General features: G+C 68.9%; 14 protein-coding genes, 1 pseudogene and 1 riboswitch. Of the genes and pseudogenes, 3 read left to right on the forward strand and 12 right to left on the reverse strand.

Features of this window, described 5'->3' with window-relative positions:
* Nucleotides 1-58 precede the first annotated feature (58 nt).
* From ACFU4Z_RS30190 to ACFU4Z_RS30220, 7 genes and pseudogenes are all read right to left on the reverse strand, one after another.
* On the reverse strand, nucleotides 59-1,846 hold the full coding sequence (locus tag ACFU4Z_RS30190; protein WP_379069663.1) for a dipeptide ABC transporter ATP-binding protein: 1,788 nt from the start codon (nucleotides 1,844-1,846) through the stop codon (nucleotides 59-61).
* Nucleotides 1,843-2,715, reverse strand: a complete 873-nt coding sequence (locus ACFU4Z_RS30195) for an ABC transporter permease (RefSeq protein ID WP_379069667.1) — start codon at nucleotides 2,713-2,715, stop codon at nucleotides 1,843-1,845. Before ACFU4Z_RS30195 ends, ACFU4Z_RS30190 begins: the two co-directional genes overlap by 4 nt.
* A gap of 236 nt (nucleotides 2,716-2,951) precedes the next feature.
* Nucleotides 2,952-3,953, reverse strand: a complete 1,002-nt coding sequence (locus ACFU4Z_RS30200; RefSeq protein ID WP_379069670.1) for an ABC transporter permease — start codon at nucleotides 3,951-3,953, stop codon at nucleotides 2,952-2,954.
* 2 nt (nucleotides 3,954-3,955) lie between these two features.
* Entirely contained in the window at nucleotides 3,956-5,575 is a 1,620-nt protein-coding gene (locus ACFU4Z_RS30205) for an ABC transporter substrate-binding protein (RefSeq protein WP_379069672.1), read from the reverse strand.
* A complete protein-coding gene (locus ACFU4Z_RS30210; protein WP_379069675.1) occupies nucleotides 5,572-6,711 on the reverse strand; it encodes an LLM class flavin-dependent oxidoreductase in 1,140 nt (379 codons plus the stop codon). Before ACFU4Z_RS30210 ends, ACFU4Z_RS30205 begins: the two co-directional genes overlap by 4 nt.
* Nucleotides 6,708-7,271: a GNAT family N-acetyltransferase gene (locus tag ACFU4Z_RS30215; protein ID WP_379069678.1), complete on the reverse strand. Its 564-nt coding sequence runs from the start codon at nucleotides 7,269-7,271 to the stop codon at nucleotides 6,708-6,710. Before ACFU4Z_RS30215 ends, ACFU4Z_RS30210 begins: the two co-directional genes overlap by 4 nt.
* A gap of 7 nt (nucleotides 7,272-7,278) precedes the next feature.
* Nucleotides 7,279-7,551, reverse strand: a pseudogene (locus ACFU4Z_RS30220) (ABC transporter substrate-binding protein); the annotation flags it as partial.
* Between the two features lie 257 nt (nucleotides 7,552-7,808).
* Nucleotides 7,809-7,902, reverse strand: a riboswitch (SAM riboswitch).
* Nucleotides 7,903-8,189: 287 nt separating this feature from the next.
* Between ACFU4Z_RS30220 and ACFU4Z_RS30225 the strand changes: the two are divergent.
* Nucleotides 8,190-8,906 carry a hypothetical protein gene (locus ACFU4Z_RS30225; protein ID WP_379069681.1) on the forward strand — a complete coding sequence of 239 codons (717 nt, stop codon included), beginning with the start codon at nucleotides 8,190-8,192 and terminating at the stop codon, nucleotides 8,904-8,906.
* Between the two features lie 244 nt (nucleotides 8,907-9,150).
* Here ACFU4Z_RS30225 and ACFU4Z_RS30230 read toward each other — a convergent pair whose 3' ends face one another.
* The 5 genes from ACFU4Z_RS30230 to ACFU4Z_RS30250 are packed head-to-tail and all read right to left on the reverse strand — an operon-like array spanning nucleotide 9,151 to nucleotide 14,285.
* A complete protein-coding gene (locus tag ACFU4Z_RS30230) occupies nucleotides 9,151-10,323 on the reverse strand; it encodes a glycosyltransferase (RefSeq protein WP_379069684.1) in 1,173 nt (390 codons plus the stop codon).
* An 18-nt stretch (nucleotides 10,324-10,341) separates the two neighbouring features.
* Nucleotides 10,342-11,109, reverse strand: a complete 768-nt coding sequence (locus ACFU4Z_RS30235; protein WP_379069687.1) for an LppM family (lipo)protein — start codon at nucleotides 11,107-11,109, stop codon at nucleotides 10,342-10,344.
* 26 nt (nucleotides 11,110-11,135) lie between these two features.
* The gene (locus ACFU4Z_RS30240; RefSeq protein ID WP_379069689.1) at nucleotides 11,136-12,071 is read right to left on the reverse strand and encodes a carotenoid biosynthesis protein; all 936 of its coding nucleotides are present in this window, start codon (nucleotides 12,069-12,071) and stop codon (nucleotides 11,136-11,138) included.
* Nucleotides 12,068-13,636 carry a phytoene desaturase family protein gene (locus tag ACFU4Z_RS30245; RefSeq protein ID WP_379069691.1) on the reverse strand — a complete coding sequence of 523 codons (1,569 nt, stop codon included), beginning with the start codon at nucleotides 13,634-13,636 and terminating at the stop codon, nucleotides 12,068-12,070. The genes ACFU4Z_RS30240 and ACFU4Z_RS30245 overlap by 4 nt, the downstream gene beginning before the upstream one ends.
* A gap of 37 nt (nucleotides 13,637-13,673) precedes the next feature.
* On the reverse strand, nucleotides 13,674-14,285 hold the full coding sequence (locus tag ACFU4Z_RS30250) for a GNAT family N-acetyltransferase (protein WP_379069693.1): 612 nt from the start codon (nucleotides 14,283-14,285) through the stop codon (nucleotides 13,674-13,676).
* Between the two features lie 159 nt (nucleotides 14,286-14,444).
* Here ACFU4Z_RS30250 and ACFU4Z_RS30255 point away from each other — a divergent pair, with 159 nt between their 5' ends.
* Nucleotides 14,445-14,885, forward strand: coding sequence for an SAV_6107 family HEPN domain-containing protein (locus tag ACFU4Z_RS30255; protein WP_379069696.1), 441 nt, complete (start codon nucleotides 14,445-14,447; stop codon nucleotides 14,883-14,885).
* Between the two features lie 192 nt (nucleotides 14,886-15,077).
* Nucleotides 15,078-15,500: a DUF3040 domain-containing protein gene (locus ACFU4Z_RS30260; RefSeq protein WP_379069699.1), complete on the forward strand. Its 423-nt coding sequence runs from the start codon at nucleotides 15,078-15,080 to the stop codon at nucleotides 15,498-15,500.
* The last annotated feature ends 143 nt before the right edge of the window (nucleotides 15,501-15,643 follow it).

The following is a 15,643-nucleotide window of genomic DNA, read 5'->3' on the forward strand; positions in this document are numbered from 1 at the left end:
TAGTCCACTGCTGTGGCGATCTGTGCGCTGTGGCGGCAGGGCCTGGCGAGGATGGGCATCAGGACGGCCCTTTCGTGACGGCGGAGCGGGCGGGGATGGCCGACAACAGTTCCCGGGTGTACTCGTGCTGGGGGTTGTCGAAAATATCGGCGGTGTAGCCGGTTTCGACGATGCGTCCGTTGCGCATCACCGCGACCCGGTCGCTGATCCGGCGAACTACTGCCAGGTCGTGCGAGATGAACAGGTAGCTCAATCGCAGTTCGGCCTGGAGGCGGTCGAGCAGTTCCAGGATCTGGGCCTGCACCGAGGCGTCCAGCGCGGAGACCGGTTCGTCGAGTACGAGCAGGTCGGGGTGCAGCGCGAGCGCTCGCGCGATGGCGACCCGCTGTCGCTGCCCGCCGGACAGTTCGGCGGGTCGCCGCCGGCTGAACTGCTCCGGCAGCGCGACCTGCCCGAGTAGTTCCCGCACCCGCGCCTGCCGGGCTTTGCGGTCGCCGACTCCATACGCGCGCAACGGTTCCTCGATGATCGACCCGACGCGCCAGCGTGGGTCGAGGGAGGCGTAGGGGTTCTGGTACACCACCTGGAACCGTCGGCGCAGCGCCCGCAGCTCGGTTGCCCGGATCTTGGTCAGCTCGTGTCCATCGAAGGTGACCGCACCGCTGTCGGGTTCGCAGAGCCGCAGAGCGATCCGCGCGGTGGTGGACTTGCCGGAGCCGGATTCGCCGACGAGCGACAGCGTTTCGCCCCGTCCGAGGTCGAAGCCGACACCGGCGACCGCGGTCACCGCCGCACCGGAATGCGCACGGAAGCGCTTGTGCACCTCGCGAACCGAGAGCAGCGGCTTTTCTTCGGTGTGGCGGCGTGGCCGGAACCCGCCGAACGGAGCAAGGCTCGGCGATGCCGCGAGCAGGCGCTTCGTGTAGGGGTGCCGCGGTTCGGCGAGCACCGCTGCGGTGGGACCGGTTTCGACGATCTCGCCGCCGTTCAGCACCACCAGACGATCGGCCCGCTCGGCGGCTACCGCGAGATCGTGGGTGATCAGCAGGACGGCCGTGCCGCGGGCAGCGATCTGCGCGGCAAGCCCATCGAGCACTCGGCGCGCCACCGTCGCGTCCAGCGCACTGGTCGGCTCGTCGGCGATCACCAGCTCCGGCCCGCAGCTCAGCGCAGCCGCGATCAGCACCCGCTGCCGTTGTCCGCCGGACAATTCGTGCGGATACTGCGCGGCCCGCAGCTCCGGTCGATCGATCCCCGCCTCGGTGAGCAACTCCACGGCTCGCCGCTCGGCATCACGCCGGTCGGCAAGACCGTGCACGATCAATGCCTCGGCGACCTGATCACCCACCCGCTGCACTGGATTCAACGACAGCCCGGGATCCTGCGGGACGAATCCGATCCGAGCCCCGCGCAGTCGCCGCAAAGCCCGCTCCGACCCGGTGTCCACGATCTCCCCGTCGAAGGTGATCGTCCCGCCCGTGATCTCGGCATTCGGCCCGAGCAACCCGATCACTGCCTGCGCGAGCGTCGACTTGCCGGAACCGGATTCACCGACCAGCGCGACAACCTCACCGCGTGCCACGGTGAGCGAGGCACCGGCCAACGCGATGACGGGACCGGTGTCGGACCGGTAGTGAACATGGAGACCGTCGATGCGAAGGAGCGCGGAATCGGGCGCCGATGATTCGACGCCGATCGCGCCGGGAGCGGCCGGGCCGGCGCTGGTACGCACCGGCTCCTCGGCGACCGCCACCAGCGGCGGGGCGATGGCTGGCAGGCCGTTTTCGCTGGTTCGTACCGCGCCGTCATCGGCCGTTCGAACGCTGCGGAAATCGTTGTCGCTCATGCGTGCTCACTCCCGCTGACGGTGCGGCCGAGGCGCTGGGCGGCCAGGACGACCGCGATGATCACCAGGCCGGGCAGTGTGGTCATCCACCAGGCGGTGGCAAGGTAGTTGCGGCCCTCGGAGATCAGTGAGCCCCATTCGGGAGTAGGCGGCTTCGCGCCGTAGCCGAGGAAGCTCAACGCCGAGACCGCGAGCACCGCCATGCCGAACTCGACCGCGGCGAGAGCGAGCACCGGCTGGTAGGCGTTGGGCAGCACGTGCCGGGCGAGCACGCTGTACCAGCGGACGCCGGAGGCGTGCGCCGCCTCCACGAACGCTGATTGGCGTACCCGCAGCACTTCCGAGCGCATTACCCTGGCGAAGTTGGCGACCAGCGAAACACCCACGGCGATAGCCACATTGCGGGTGCCGAAGCCGAGCGCGGTGACCAGTGCCAGCGAAAGCAGCAGCGCGGGAATTGACAGCAGCACGTCGACGAATCGCATGATGAGGGTGTCGACGACACCGCCGATCGACCCGGACAGCAAGCCGAGCACCGACCCCGCGACCAGCGCGATCGCCACCGCGGAGAGCGTTGCGGTCAGCGAAAGCCCCGCACCGTGCACCATCCGCGTGTAGAGGTCGCGACCGAGATTGTCGGTGCCGAACCAGTGCTGAGCGCTCGGCCCACGGAACTTCTCGGCGGGCACACCGGTCAGTGGATCGCCGCTGGCGAACACCGACGGCACCAACGCCCACCCCAGCGCGATCAGCACGACCAGGACGGCGATGATCTGCGCCGCGTTGCCGCGCAAGGTCTTCCACCGCAATACCGGCCGCCGCAACCATGGCGCAGCCACGCTGCGCCGCTCGTCGAGCACGTCAACCATGGACGTTCACCTCCGCAATGTTGTCGATGAGCAGCCACGGCGCGAAAGCGAAGCCGAGGGAAGGCCATTCCGGCAGCAGAGCCAGCACGGTGTTGTCACGCACGACGGGAACATCGCGCCACCGCCCTGATCGGCGGTCGGCCGGACAGATGTGTGGAGCCGGCGTCGATGGGGTGGTGCGGCGCGACGATCGCCACGAGAGCACCAGCCGTCTCGGCAACGACGCCGCGGGCAGGTCACGCACGGGCACCCACCTCCTCGGCGGTGGTGATGTCGTCGGTGGTCTCGTTCGGCGCACGACGGGCGCGCCCCGCGATGCGCGGATCCAGCAGCGGATAGAGCAGGTCCACCGCGAGATTGACCGTGACGAAGACGGCCGAGGTCAGCAGCACGATGCCTTGCACGACGGGGATGTCCTGGGCGAGCACGGATGTCTGAGTGAGACGTCCGACGCCGGTGCGGGCGAACACGGTCTCCACCACCACCGAGCCGGCCAGCATGTTGCCGACCAGCACGCCCGCGATGGTGAAGGTCGGCAGCGCCGCCGAGCGCAGCACATGTTTGCGCTGCACCCACCAGCGCGAACCGCCCTTGGCCACGGCCACATCGACGAACGGCTGCCGCCAGGTCGATTCCAGTCCCGTCGCGAGCACCTGGGCGATCACCGCGCCGATCGGGATGGCGAGGGTAATGGCGGGCAGGATGGTTCCTGCGAAGCCGCGGCCACCGAATGCCGGAAAAAGCCGGAACTGGAACGAGAACAGTTGCAGCAGAAGCAGTCCGGTCCAGAAGGTCGGCACCGAGACGCCGAGCGAGGGCAGCGAACGTAGCGCGTTGCGCAGCCAGGGGCGGCGCGAGTAGGTCGCGGCGAAGGCCACCGTGACGCCGCCGACGGTCGCGAAAAGCAGCGCCAGCGACGCCAATCCGAGCGTCGAGGGCAGTGCGTCGCCGATCGCGGCGGTGACCGGTTGGCCGGTCGAGATGGAATGGCCGAGGTCGCCGCGCACCGCGTGCGACAGCGCCGTCCAATACTGCTCCCACAGCGGACGATCCAGCCCATACCTGGCCTGCAGTTCCGCGACCGCGACCTTGTCCACCGCCGTGCCCGAACCGCCCGCGTCGGCGGCGATGGACACCGGGTCGGCGGGCAGGAGGTAGAGCACCACGAACGAGATGGTGAAGGCCGCCCACAGCACACCCACCGCCTGCAGTGCTCGCAGCGTCACGTAGCGCCCCATCACTACCGCCCGCTCAGCCAGGTGTCGAAGAACTGCAGTCGCGCCGAGGCCTCGAACTTCAGATCCTGCACGCTGCCGCCTGCGCCGATGGCCTGCGACAGTTCGACCGTCGGAATCCACAGACCCGAATCGAGCACAGCCTGCTGCGCGGTGCGGATGAGGGCGCTGCGTGCGGCGGCGTCGCCGGTGCTCAACTGTCCGTCGAGGGCGTCGTCCAGCGTCGGGATGCGCTCGCGCACATTGAGATTGCGACTGTCCACGCTGAATGCGGTGCGCAGGATGTCGCCGTCGGCGCGGGTACTGTTGTAGTAGACGCTGTCGTAGTCCTTGGCGTTCTGCCGCGCGGTGTACTCCGCGACCGCAACCAGATCCAGCCGCAGCTCGACGCCGATCTGGCGCAGCTGCTGCTGCACCAGTTCGAGGATCGCCTGATTGCCCGCGAACACCTGGCTGAACAGGACCGAGAAGGCCAGGCGCTCGCCGTTCTTCACCCGGATGCCGTCGCCGCCCGGTGTCCAGCCCGCCTGATCGAGGATGCCACGTGCTCTGGCTTGGTCGAAGGGCAGTGTGGTCGACAGATCCTGATAGCCCGGCGTGGTGCTGGCCAGCGAGCTCGTCGCGGTTTTGAATTGCGGGCCGAGCACGGTGTCGATGAGCTGCTTGCGGTCGATGGCAGGCAGCAGCGCCTGACGGACCGCGGGATCGCGCAGTGGCCCGCGGGTGACATTGGGCTGGAAGCCGAAGGGCACGCCCGGATTCGCGGCGCTCAGCACCCGCCCGCCGGTCGCCTCGATCTGGGGCGCGTCCTGCGGCAGGGCATCGCTGATGGCGTCGAGCTGATTGGAACCGAGACTGCCGGTGCGTAGTCCGGACTCGGGGACGACGGTGAACTCGATCTTGTCGAGGTAGGCCTCGCCGCGGTGCGCGAACACCGCAGAACCCCAGTGGTATCCGGCGCGTTTGGCCAGCGTCGCCGAGGCATCTTGCCGGTAGTTCGCATAGGTGAACGGTCCGCTGCCGACATTGTCGCCCGCGCAGCGTTGTTCGGCGGGCTTCGCGGTGGTGACGTCGGCGAGGATGCCGAGCTGCGCGGTCGAGGTGGCCTGCAGGAATTGGGCATTCGGCTTGCTGAACTCCACGCGGGCGGTGAGCTTGTCCACCGGAGTGGTCGCGACATAGTTGGTGAGGTAGCTCGCGCCGAGCGGTGCCTTCGCCGCGCCCAGCTTGACGACCGAGTCGAAGGTCTTCCGCACCGATTCCGCGGTCAGTGGCGTGCCGTCGCTGAAGGTGACGCCGTCGACGAGGTGGAAGGTGAAGACCTTCGCATCGGGGGTGACCTCCCAGCTCTGCGCAAGCCAGGGCTTCAGTTCGCCGGTCTTCGGATCCTGATCGGTCAGCGAATCCACGATCTGACGGCTGACATACAGCGTCTGGTTGGTGCCCGACTGCGCGGGGTCCGAGCAGGTCGGCGCCACCGACAGGCCGTAGCGCAGCGTGCCGCCCGGCTTGGGCGGCCCCGCGTCGGCGCCGGTCCCTGCCGAATCACTGCCGCAGGCGGCGAGACTCGCGGCCGCGGTGACGGCTGCGGCCACGGCCGCGATTCGATAGCGGGGTCGGATCACTGTGTTACTCCAGATGTTTCGGTGCGGACGAGGTCGCCCTGGGAATCGAGGTCGTAGTCGGTGGTGGGTCGGACGGGATGGTCGATGTCCGTGTTCACGGCCAATGGCCTGCTCCGAATCCGTCTGCGCAGTTCCGGGGCGACCGAGGACTGGAACAGCTCGAGGCTGTCTCGGTGCGCAATCGCGGTGCGTCCGTCGCGATCCGCGGCCAGGTGGGTCACCTCGTGGCCGAAGTGCTCGTGCTGACGGCTGACCTTGTCGATCACCTGCTCCGGGCTGCCGACCAACGCCGAACTGCGGGCGAGGAAGTCCGCGAGGGTCTCGAACACCACCGGCAAACCGAGCTTGCGGGCCAGCGTGAGTCGCGCCTCGAAGATCGGCCGGAACACTTCCGCGGCCTCCTGCGAGGTCTTGGCCACGTGGAATCCGGCGGTACCCGCGCCGACCATGGCATCGGCGGGGTCGTGCCCGTAGAACTCCCACCGCTCCCGGTAGTGGCGCACCAGCTCGGCATAAGGCTCGATGGGATTGGTGACATTCGCCGAGAACAGCGGATCACCGTGGCGCGCGGCCAGTTCCACCGAGTCGCGACTCGTCGCGCTGCCGTGCCAGATGCGGATGCGCGGCTGCCACGGCCGCGGCAGCGCCTTGGCCGCACGGAGTTCGGGCCGGAACCGGCCGGACCATGTCACGCTGTCGCTGGCCCAGAGCTCCCGGAACAGCTTGTAGCCTTCACGATTGCGGTCCCACTGATCGTCGGTGGTGACGTGGAACAGCTCCGCCTGCGCACTGCCGTTGCCCTTGCCGATGATCAGTTCCAGTCTGCCGCCGGAGAGGTTGTCCAGCGTCGAGTAGTCCTCGAAAGCGCGCACCGGATCCAGCAGGCTCAGCGTGGTGACCGCGGTGAACAACGAGATGCGCGAGGTGACCGCGGCGATGTGGCTGAGGATCACCGGCGGTGCGGCCGACAGGAACGGATCCTCGTGCCGCTCGCCGACGGCGAACCCGTCGTAGCCGAGCTCTTCGGCGATGCCCGCCTGCTCGATGACATTGCGCAGTCGCTCCCTGGTGCCGGGCAGCCGCCCGGTTATCGGGTCCGGAACCCGGGTGACCAGGGTGAACAGCAGGAATTTCATGCGTGGGCTCCTACCGGGTCGGAGGCGGGATGTGGGGCGGGCAGGTACTTCTCGAAGGGATGCGGGCCGATCTCGTCCGAGGGGATGTCCGGGTCGTAGAGCGCGGTGTAGCCGTGGTTCAGATACAGGGCGACGGCCTCGGGCTGGCGCGGACCCGTGGTCAGGTAGATGCGGCGGTATCCACGCCGTGCGATCTCGGTCTCCAGCTGTGCGATCACGAAGCGCCCGAGTCCCTGCATGCGGTGCTCACGTGCGGTCCAGATGCGTTTCAGCTCGGCGGTGTCGTCGTCGTAGCGTCGGAAAGCGCCGCCTGCCACGGGCTCGCCGTCGCGGGTGACGACCAGCAGCGCACCGTCCGGCGCCGTGAATTCCGCGGCCGGGTATTCGCGCAGCGAGTCGTGCACCGCACCGACGGTCCGGCCGTAGCGCGTGCTGTATTCGACGGCGAGCTCGGCGAGCAGGGGCGTGGCCAACGGATCGTCCTGAGCGACCGCGTGCACACGCAGCTCGGGTGGTGGTGCCGGGGAGAGTCGCCGATTCGAGGAAAATCGCTGTGTCATCGGGCTGTCACGACTTCTTCGGCGGGCCGGGCGGGTTGATCCGCGAGCTGGTCACCGTTTCGGTCTTCAGCCCCCACCGGTCGATGACCTGCTGGTAGGTGCCCGACTGGATGGCGTGGTCGATGGCCTTGTGCACCGCCCCGATCAGCCCGTTGTCCTTCTTGGTGAGCACGCCGATCTCGCCCTGCAGCGCCTCGCCCGCGCCGGAGAAGGTGGCCACGATCTTGGTCTGATCCGCGGTTGCCGCGTGGTAGATCGCGGTGGGGTTGGGTCCGAGCCACGTCCTCGGTCGCGGTGGTTACGGGCGCACCGCCGACGGCAGCGGCTGCGCTGGATGCGATGGACGCACTCATATCGAGGTCCTTCGAAGAAACGAACGAGACCGGCCCCTCATCAGGCGGTCACATCACCCGGCCAGTGACGGGTGCGCGATCTGGCGGCGCGGTCAGTCGCGACAGCTCGCGGCGGTGCGGCGGCACTGGTCGGCATGGCGGCGGCCCCAACGGGTGCTGTGTTGCTCGGTGATCATGTCGGTTTCCTCCATCGTTCCCGGCGGAAGCACCCGCACCCGGCGAGCGGGGGGTTGCTGCGACGTCGACGAGCCAGGTCTCTCGGTCGCTCTGGATGGTGCGGCCCGCGGCGAGCGCGGGCCGTCGAGGGTCTAGCCGAAATAGCATGCGAAGCAGGGGCACTCCAGAACAAGGTTAGGAATCAGCGTGAGCACAGCCCTTGTCCGAGAGGGCCGGTTCCCGCGATCATTGAGCCCGTCGCCATGAGCAGCGCCCACCTCATGGATCCGAAATCGCGGATCGCGAGGGCGTGCGGCGCGCCAGAAAATTGCTAACTTGAAGATTCCCTGCTTAGCGAGTTTGCCGGAGTACCCTGACCTCGATCGTGCCGACGATGAGGAGGTCCGAAGTGACCGTTGTGCGCCGTCTGACCACGCTGACCGCCATCGCGACGAGTACGGCCGCGCTGGCCCTTGCCGGCCCTGCCACCGCTTTCGGCGCTCCGGCGGCTCCCGCCCCGGCTGTCGCCGCTGAGCGCCCCGGTCTCGCCCGGACAGCCGCACCCACCGATCTGTTCGGCGCGTATCAATCGGCGCTCGAAGCGCTGCGCGCCGTCGGCATGGACCCCTTCCTGTATCCCACCGCCGCGGCGTTCTGCTCCGACTCCGGCACCCTCGGCCTGGTCCCCGCCGTCGCGGGCGCTATTCCCGGCCCGTGGCCCAAGACCACGGTGACCATCCCCGGCCTCGACCTCACCGCCGTGAAAGCGGGCCAGACCATGTTCACCTTCGTGCCCTACGGCGTCGCCCCGGACACCTCGACCGTGTCGGGCATGCGCGTCGCGTGGATGAACCTGCGCAACGGGCGCAGCGGCTTCACCTCGATGGGCCCGCTCTCCGACGTCTTCCGCGCCATGGTCCCCGCCGAAGTCCCGGCGGAAATCCGCCCCCTCGCCGAACGCGCGATCCAGGACTTCTTCTTCGCCGCACTCCCGGTCGGCGGCGTCCGCGCCGTCCCGGTCGACACCGGCTCGGGAACCGTGCTCGCCGCCGTCTTCGGTACCGTCCAGAACAACGGCCACTCCTGCTTCTTCCTCCCGACCATCGGTATTAGCGCGGTCCCATAGCCCGGTCGCCCCCGACAATCTCGTCCGGCTTCAACGGGCTCAGGAGCCCGAGACAACACCCTTGCGCGCCCGACGGCAGCCGCACCCGGTGTCGATCCGCACACCCCGTGTCGCAACCGGGCACCCGGTGTAATGGTTGTCCGGGTCCGGGTCCGGGTCCGGGTCCGGGTCCGGCACGGGGTAGGGGACGGGGTCAGGAGTAAGCGCGCTCCGGGGTCCTATGTGGCGGACGCGGGCAGGCAGGTCAGGGAGGGAGCGGGCGGTCTTTCCAGCGCAGGGCGCCGCGTCGATGCCTGCTGCGGGACCGCGCCCACAGGCCGAGATATACGCCGATGGACAGTGGATGTGCAAGTGCCGCGAGGACATCCGTGGCTGTGATGGGGCCGCCGACCTCGGTGGAACGAGACAGTAGGCGGCCTGCTACCGCAGCGGAGTAGCCGAGCAGGCCTGCGCGACGGATCACCCCGCTACCTGCGACCGCGGCCAGCGGCGGAACCCAATAGGCCAGCGCGGCAATGGCTCCGACGGCCGCACCGGCGCCTGCGGAGCCGCCGTAGGCGGACCACAGCCAGCGGGTGTAGCCCGCTTCGAGTTCGGCGGCGTCGCAGTACATTCTGGTCTCCACCTGCCGCCCTGCCGCGACGAGTGCGGTGCGGAAACCGTTGCGGCGCAGGACTCGGGCGATGCCCAGGTCCTCGGTGGGACTGGCCGCCACCGCGCCATGGCCGCCGATGGCTCGGTAGGCGGCGGTGTCGAAGACGAGGAATTGCCCACAGGCCACCGCTGTCGAGGGTCTGCTGCTGCGGTTGGCCATCGAGATCGGCAGCGTGGACGCCCACGACCAGCACAGCAGCGGTTGCACCACGGCTTCCGCCGCCGACCCGGTTCGCTGCCTCGGCCACGGCGACAGCAGTGCGACACCCCGGTGGTGGAACTCGGCCGCCGCCGCGGCGATCGCCTGTGGCGCCAGCCGGACATCGGCATCGAGAAATATCAGCGTTGGTGCGTCGACATGCGCGGCCAGCCGCGCACATGCCGCCGCCTTGCCCGTCCAGCCGGGACCGGGCTCGATCTTGTTGCGCAGCACCATGAATCGCTCGTCGCCTGCTATCGCGTGGAGGGCCGCAGCGTAGGTGTCATCAGTGGAGGCGTCATCGAGGATCAGCACCCGCAATCGGAGGACTCCGGCCTGTGCCCGCAGATCGCCGATCAGCGCGGGGAGTCGCATGGCCTCGTTGCGAGCGGGAATGCAGACGGTGATCGGCGCGGCGGCGGGCGCGGCGACATCGGGCAGTCGGCGTACCGTTGCCCGGTTGGCGAGCGCGATCGCGCTGCCGAGCAGCGCGATCCCGGTGCCGATACAGGTCAGCGCCAGTGCCGCGGGATGGCGTTCGGCATCGGCGGTCGGTCGAGTCACGAGCTCGGCGTCACTGGCTCAGCGGCGCTGTCGCGGCCGCCACAAGCTGCTGAACGAGAAGCCCTCCGGCGCGCCTGGCGGCGCGGGGTTGCGGTTCATGAAGGCCAGTGCGGCGACGATCGCGGCGACGGCAAGGGTGATGCCGCCGACGATGCCCGCCCATCCTGCGAAGGAGCGGGTGTTCGGGTCGGCGTAGCTGACCTCGGCGCGCAGCGTGGACACATCACCGGCAGGCAGCTTCCACGACACGGTGGAATCGTCTTCACGGTTGCCATTGGTCTTGGCGACGCGCGACGGGAACGCCACCGTGAACTGCACGTCCGAGCCGTGCGGCGGAACGGATTTCAGGTCGACCCTGCCGGTGAGGCTGACCAGGTCGCCGGTGCGCTGGAACTGCAGGTTGAACATGCCCTGCGTCTGTTCGGACAGACCGCCGAGCTGGGAGACCTCGCCGAAGGACAGATCCTCGAAGAACACCTTGCTGCCTACATACCCGTCCTGGTTGTAGGGCTGCACCCGCACCTTCGCCGCCAAAGAGTCGGGCGACTTCAGCTGCGGGCCCTTGTCGTTGGGGTCGACCGGGACGACCGCGGCGACGATCCGTCCCGATACCCGGTCATTGGACGACACACCCATCGACACCTGCACGCGCAGGCAGCCGGCGAGCACAGGCGCCAGCAATGCCGCCAGCAGGACTGCCGCCGCGATCCGGACCCCTGAGCGGGGTGAGCGCGGCGACGGTAGAACCGGAGCATCTGGCGGCGTGGTGAGAGGACTCGGCTGCACGGGTCACATCGTGCCAGGCGATCGGTTCAGATGGCCACGCGACGGGCGGAACCGTCCCCGTTGTGTCGCCCTCGGGACCGACGCAGCCGCACTACCAGCGGTACGCCGAGAAGCCCGAGCCCGATCCCGCCGTAACAGGCTGAGGCGGGCAGACCCAAGAACACCGCGTGTGCGAGTGCGGACCCCAGCCACGTCCACAGGAAAACAACGATCGGGACAGTGATGTTCGACCGCGACTGCCGCACGTCGCGCGCGGCGCGTTCCCAACCGGTCAGCGCCACGGCCATCAGCAGCGCCACCGCGAACCAGCCCAGATAATTGGTATACGGAATCCCGGCGAGCCCTGGCAGCCCCGAATCGATATCGCACCAGCTCCACTGCCCATCGGCCACCATCTGCGGATCCAGAAACAGGTCCCACGCCACCGCACCCACCGCCGTCAACCCGATCCGGCCGACTGCCCGGCGCGCCAAGAAACCGGCCACCACCCACACCGGATACAGCCCGCCGGTCCACGCCAGTGCCACCGCCACCGGCACTCCGGCCACGGCAGGACCGAGCCTGCCGTCCGCGTAGTCATAACAGCCGAACGGGAAGCCCGTTGTGGTGCCGATGATCTCGGCAACCAGCCCCGACCCCGACACGATCACCAGAAATCCGGCGGCATATCTCGGTCCTCGAGTCATCCCGGCATGGACCAGCGCGGTGGCCGCCGAAAGCGACACCACCACGAGGGTCACCTGATCGCGGGCGACCCCAGTGGTCAGCGGATAGGCGATCTGCGCGAGGACCAACAGCAGCGCCGCGAGTGCGGGAATCAGGTCTCGCGGCCGTGGCGCAACAATGGTCGTGTCGGCGGATCCCGTCGCGAGTCGCCGCAGGAGCGTCGCGGCACGACGCCCCGGGCCGCCTGGATCGGCCACTGGTCGACGCCCCGCGTTCGGCCGAGTGGGGTCGGTCATCGTCTGCGGAGTAGGGGGAATCGATTCCGGCGCTGGTCGCGCAGGACGAGCTGCGCGGCACTGCGCCCGCTCGCGCCGGAAACACCGCCGCCGGGATGGGTCGATGCGCCGGTCAGATACAGCCCCGGTGCGTCCGGCACCCTCTGACCCGAGAGTTCGGGCAGTGGTCGCCACAGCATCATCTGATCCAGCGACATTTCGACGTGCATCACATTTCCGCCGCGCAGGCCCATCTCGCGCTCGAGGTCGACCGGTGTCTGCACATGGCGCCGCAGCACCGACTCGGCGAAACCCGGTGCGTAGGACTCGACCTCGGCGATGATGCGGTCGGCCTCGTGGTCGGCGTGCTCGGCCCAGTCGGTGCCGTCGGCGAGTTCGTAAGGGTGCCATTGGGCCCACAGTGAAAGCTGGTGTTCCCCGGGGGCGGCGATGGTCGGGTCGAGTGCGCTGAAGCTCATCGCGAGCACGACGGGGCGTGGTGGCAGGTCGCCCGCGAGCGCGGCGCCGTGCGCCCGCCGCAGTTGTCGCCGATCGGACACCAGCAATTGCAAGCCGTGCGCGGACTCTTCGGTCGAGCTGCCGGGATACTTCGGCAGCGATCGGGTCGCCAGCCGCACCACCATCCCGATGCCGGGCCCGACCCGGATGCGGCGCTGCCAGTCGTCGAGCACGGCGGGGTCGTATCCGCCTTCCCGCAGCAGGTCCAGGGTGGTCAGCACATGGGTGCCCGCGATCACGGTGTCCGCATGCAGGATTCGACCGGATGCGGTGCGCACGCGCCAGCCGTCGCCCACGTGTTCCAGCGCCGTGACCGCATCGCCCGCAGACACATCGCCGCCGTCGGCGCGCAAGCGCGCGACGAGCGCGGCGGACAGCGCACCACTGCCGCCGACGGCGCGGCCGGGCGGCAGCGTGTGCATGAGCGCGGCGAAGCCGACCATGGGCGCGGTGCCCGGCTCCGACATCGGCGGACCCGACTGCGCGCCGAACCAGGCCAGCGACGCTTTCAGCCGCTCGTCGTCGAAGTAACTGTCCAGCAGGGCATCCCCGGTCTGGAGAAACTCCCGCGACAACGCACTGCCGCCCGCGCGTGCGTCGAGCCCCCAGAACGAACGCAGTAACCGGCCCGGCGTGGGCGAGCCGCCGAACGCGCGCATCACCCGCGCGCTGCGTGGCCCCCAGACCCCCACGAAACGGCGGTAGGCGGCAGCGTCACGCGCACCGCAGGCGGTCGCGATCGAGGCGCAGGTTCGATCGAGATCGCGATGGAACACGATCGGCGCGCCACCGTCCGGATCTGCCGGTGTGAACCCCCACGGGTCGCAATCGATGTACCGAAGCCCGAACCGGGCCAGCTCGAGCTCCTCGATGATCCCGGTGTGCCGCACCATGATGTGGGCGGAGGACCCGCGATCGACCAGATGGCCAGGAAAGCGCTCGACGGTCGACACCGCGCCGCCGAGCACCTCGTCGCGCTCGAGCACCTCGACCCGGTGTCCGGCGCGCGCCAGATAGCAGGCCGCGACGAGCGCGTTGTGGCCGGAGCCGACCACCACAACCGTCACGTGACCCTCACCGGCGCACCACCGCCGCCCCGCGTTCTCACAGCGGCAGCCGTCGTCCGAGGATGGCGAAGGGCCTGGTGTCGCCCGCGAAGACGAAGTTCCTGACCACATCGGTGAATCCCTGTCTGCGGTACAGCCGCCACGCCCGGTTGCCCTCCTGCTCCACCTCCGGGGTGGACAGCAGCACCGCCCGTTCGGGCCGGTCCTGCAGCAGCCGGGCGAGCAGGGTCGCGCCGATGCCGCGGCCCTGTGCGGTCGGGTGCACGTGTAGCTCGGTGAGCTCGAAATAGTCCGAGAGTAGTTCGCGCGCAGAGTGTTCCGGCCAGCCCGAGCGTCGCATGCCGCTGTGCACCTGCTGGTGCCACCACTGGTGTGCGGCGCCGCGGTAGCCGTAGGCGATCGCGACGATGGGCGACGTTCGTAGGTCGACGCGTCCGGAATCGTCGGGCACGACGGCGGCGACCGCCTGCCAGCCGGGACGGGTGGTGTGCTCGGTCCACATCGGCGCGCGGTGCTGTTCGGTGCCACGCGGGTAATCCATCGCCGCGACATACACGGCCAGCGCATCGTGGAGCCGGGAGCGCAGGGCCGCGACCGAGAGGTCGACGACGACGGGTGCGGGGGTGTGGTTGGGCTTGACGGCAGTCATGGCTCTCGTCGGGCCGCGTTGGCGCGGAAGTTTGTCGGTGGGTGTCTCTATATTCAATCTCAATTCAAACGTTCGAATACCTGTTCGATCTGCGCGGTGCTGGGAAGTCGGCTCCCGCGCACACGATGGGCCAGGTGCGCGATTGTGGAGGGACGGCTGATGTCTGGTCGGATCGAACATGCGGGACAACCCGGTCGGGCGGGAAAACTGCTGAAGAAGGCCGACGGCCTGCTGATGCAGGCGGCGGGCGAGGAGGATCCGCGGGAACGATTCCGGACCGCGTACCTCGCGGCATTGCGCGGTGCGGGCGCGGTGCTCGCGTTCACGGGTGCTGACGCCGCGCCGCGGGCGCGGTCACGCAGCGCCTGGGTGCTCCTGCAGCGCGCGGCACCCGAATTCGTGATGTGGGCGGACTACTTCAGCGCCCACTCGGAGACGCGCGCCGCGCTGGAGGCGGGACTCGATCGTGCTGTCGACGACCAGCAGGCAGACGAGTTCTATTCGCGGGTAGGCGCATTCCTGCATGATGTGGAAGATCTGATCGACGCGGGTGCTCGTTTGCGTCCGGCGCCGGGCTGGAACAACGGCATGACCGCATAGTGCTCGGCGCGCCGCCGGCTCCCGCGTCTGCCCTGCGCCCGCCGCAATTTGGCGACAGACTCGGCTGGCTGGGCCCATTAGGTGGTACGGCATTGATCGAACTCGTATCATTGGTGACAGATAGCCGCCAAGGTCGGCTGTCTGTCGCCTACCCGGAGGCGACAGCCAAGTCCTAGTGCCGGGGGAGGTACCGTGCCACTCTCCGAGCACGAGCAGCGCATGCTCGAACAGATCGAGAGCGCTCTCTATGCTGAGGATCCGAAGTTCGCCTCGTCCGTCCGCGGCGGACGCCTTCGCTCGACCTCGAGTCGTCGCAGACTCCAGGCCGCAGCTTTGTTCGTCCTTGGTTTGTTTCTACTCGTCGCAGGCATTGCCGCTCCGGTGAAGCTCGGCGACTTTCCGATCATCAGCCTGATCGGATTCATTGTCATGTTCGCCGCAGGCGTGCTGCTACTGCTCGGCAGTTCGAAGGGCATTGCCAAGGGCGACCGGTCGGGCGAAGCCCAATCCGGTGGCACGAGCGGCGGATCGAGCGGGCGTGGGCGTCAGCGCAAGTCCGGCGGTTTCTCCGAGCGCATGGAGGATCGATTCCGGCGACGGTTCGAGCAGGAGTAGCTCGGGCTTAGCCGACATCGCACAGCACAGACGGGGGGGCCGCGCCCCGCCCCGGGGGGGGGGGCGCGGCGTGGGGCGGAAGCACCCACGCACAAGCGTAATAATGAGGGTCTTGTCGGGTAGCCCCCACACCGCCCCCCCCC

This window comes from Nocardia sp. NPDC057440, assembly GCF_042802915.1.
Classification (GTDB): Bacteria; Actinomycetota; Actinomycetes; order Mycobacteriales; family Mycobacteriaceae; genus Nocardia.

Excerpts from the sequence above, each read along its gene's own strand:
- ACFU4Z_RS30200 (WP_379069670.1), bottom strand. The coding sequence starts at position 3,953 with ATGGGGCGCTACGTGACGCTGCGAGCACTGCAGGCGGTGGGTGTGCTG.
- ACFU4Z_RS30195 (WP_379069667.1), bottom strand. The coding sequence starts at position 2,715 with ATGGTTGACGTGCTCGACGAGCGGCGCAGCGTGGCTGCGCCATGGTTG.
- ACFU4Z_RS30255 (WP_379069696.1), top strand. The coding sequence starts at position 14,445 with ATGTCTGGTCGGATCGAACATGCGGGACAACCCGGTCGGGCGGGAAAA.
- ACFU4Z_RS30250 (WP_379069693.1), bottom strand. The coding sequence starts at position 14,285 with ATGACTGCCGTCAAGCCCAACCACACCCCCGCACCCGTCGTCGTCGAC.
- ACFU4Z_RS30210 (WP_379069675.1), bottom strand. The coding sequence starts at position 6,711 with ATGAAATTCCTGCTGTTCACCCTGGTCACCCGGGTTCCGGACCCGATA.
- ACFU4Z_RS30190 (WP_379069663.1), bottom strand. The coding sequence starts at position 1,846 with ATGAGCGACAACGATTTCCGCAGCGTTCGAACGGCCGATGACGGCGCG.
- ACFU4Z_RS30215 (WP_379069678.1), bottom strand. The coding sequence starts at position 7,271 with ATGACACAGCGATTTTCCTCGAATCGGCGACTCTCCCCGGCACCACCA.
- ACFU4Z_RS30240 (WP_379069689.1), bottom strand. The coding sequence starts at position 12,071 with ATGACCGACCCCACTCGGCCGAACGCGGGGCGTCGACCAGTGGCCGAT.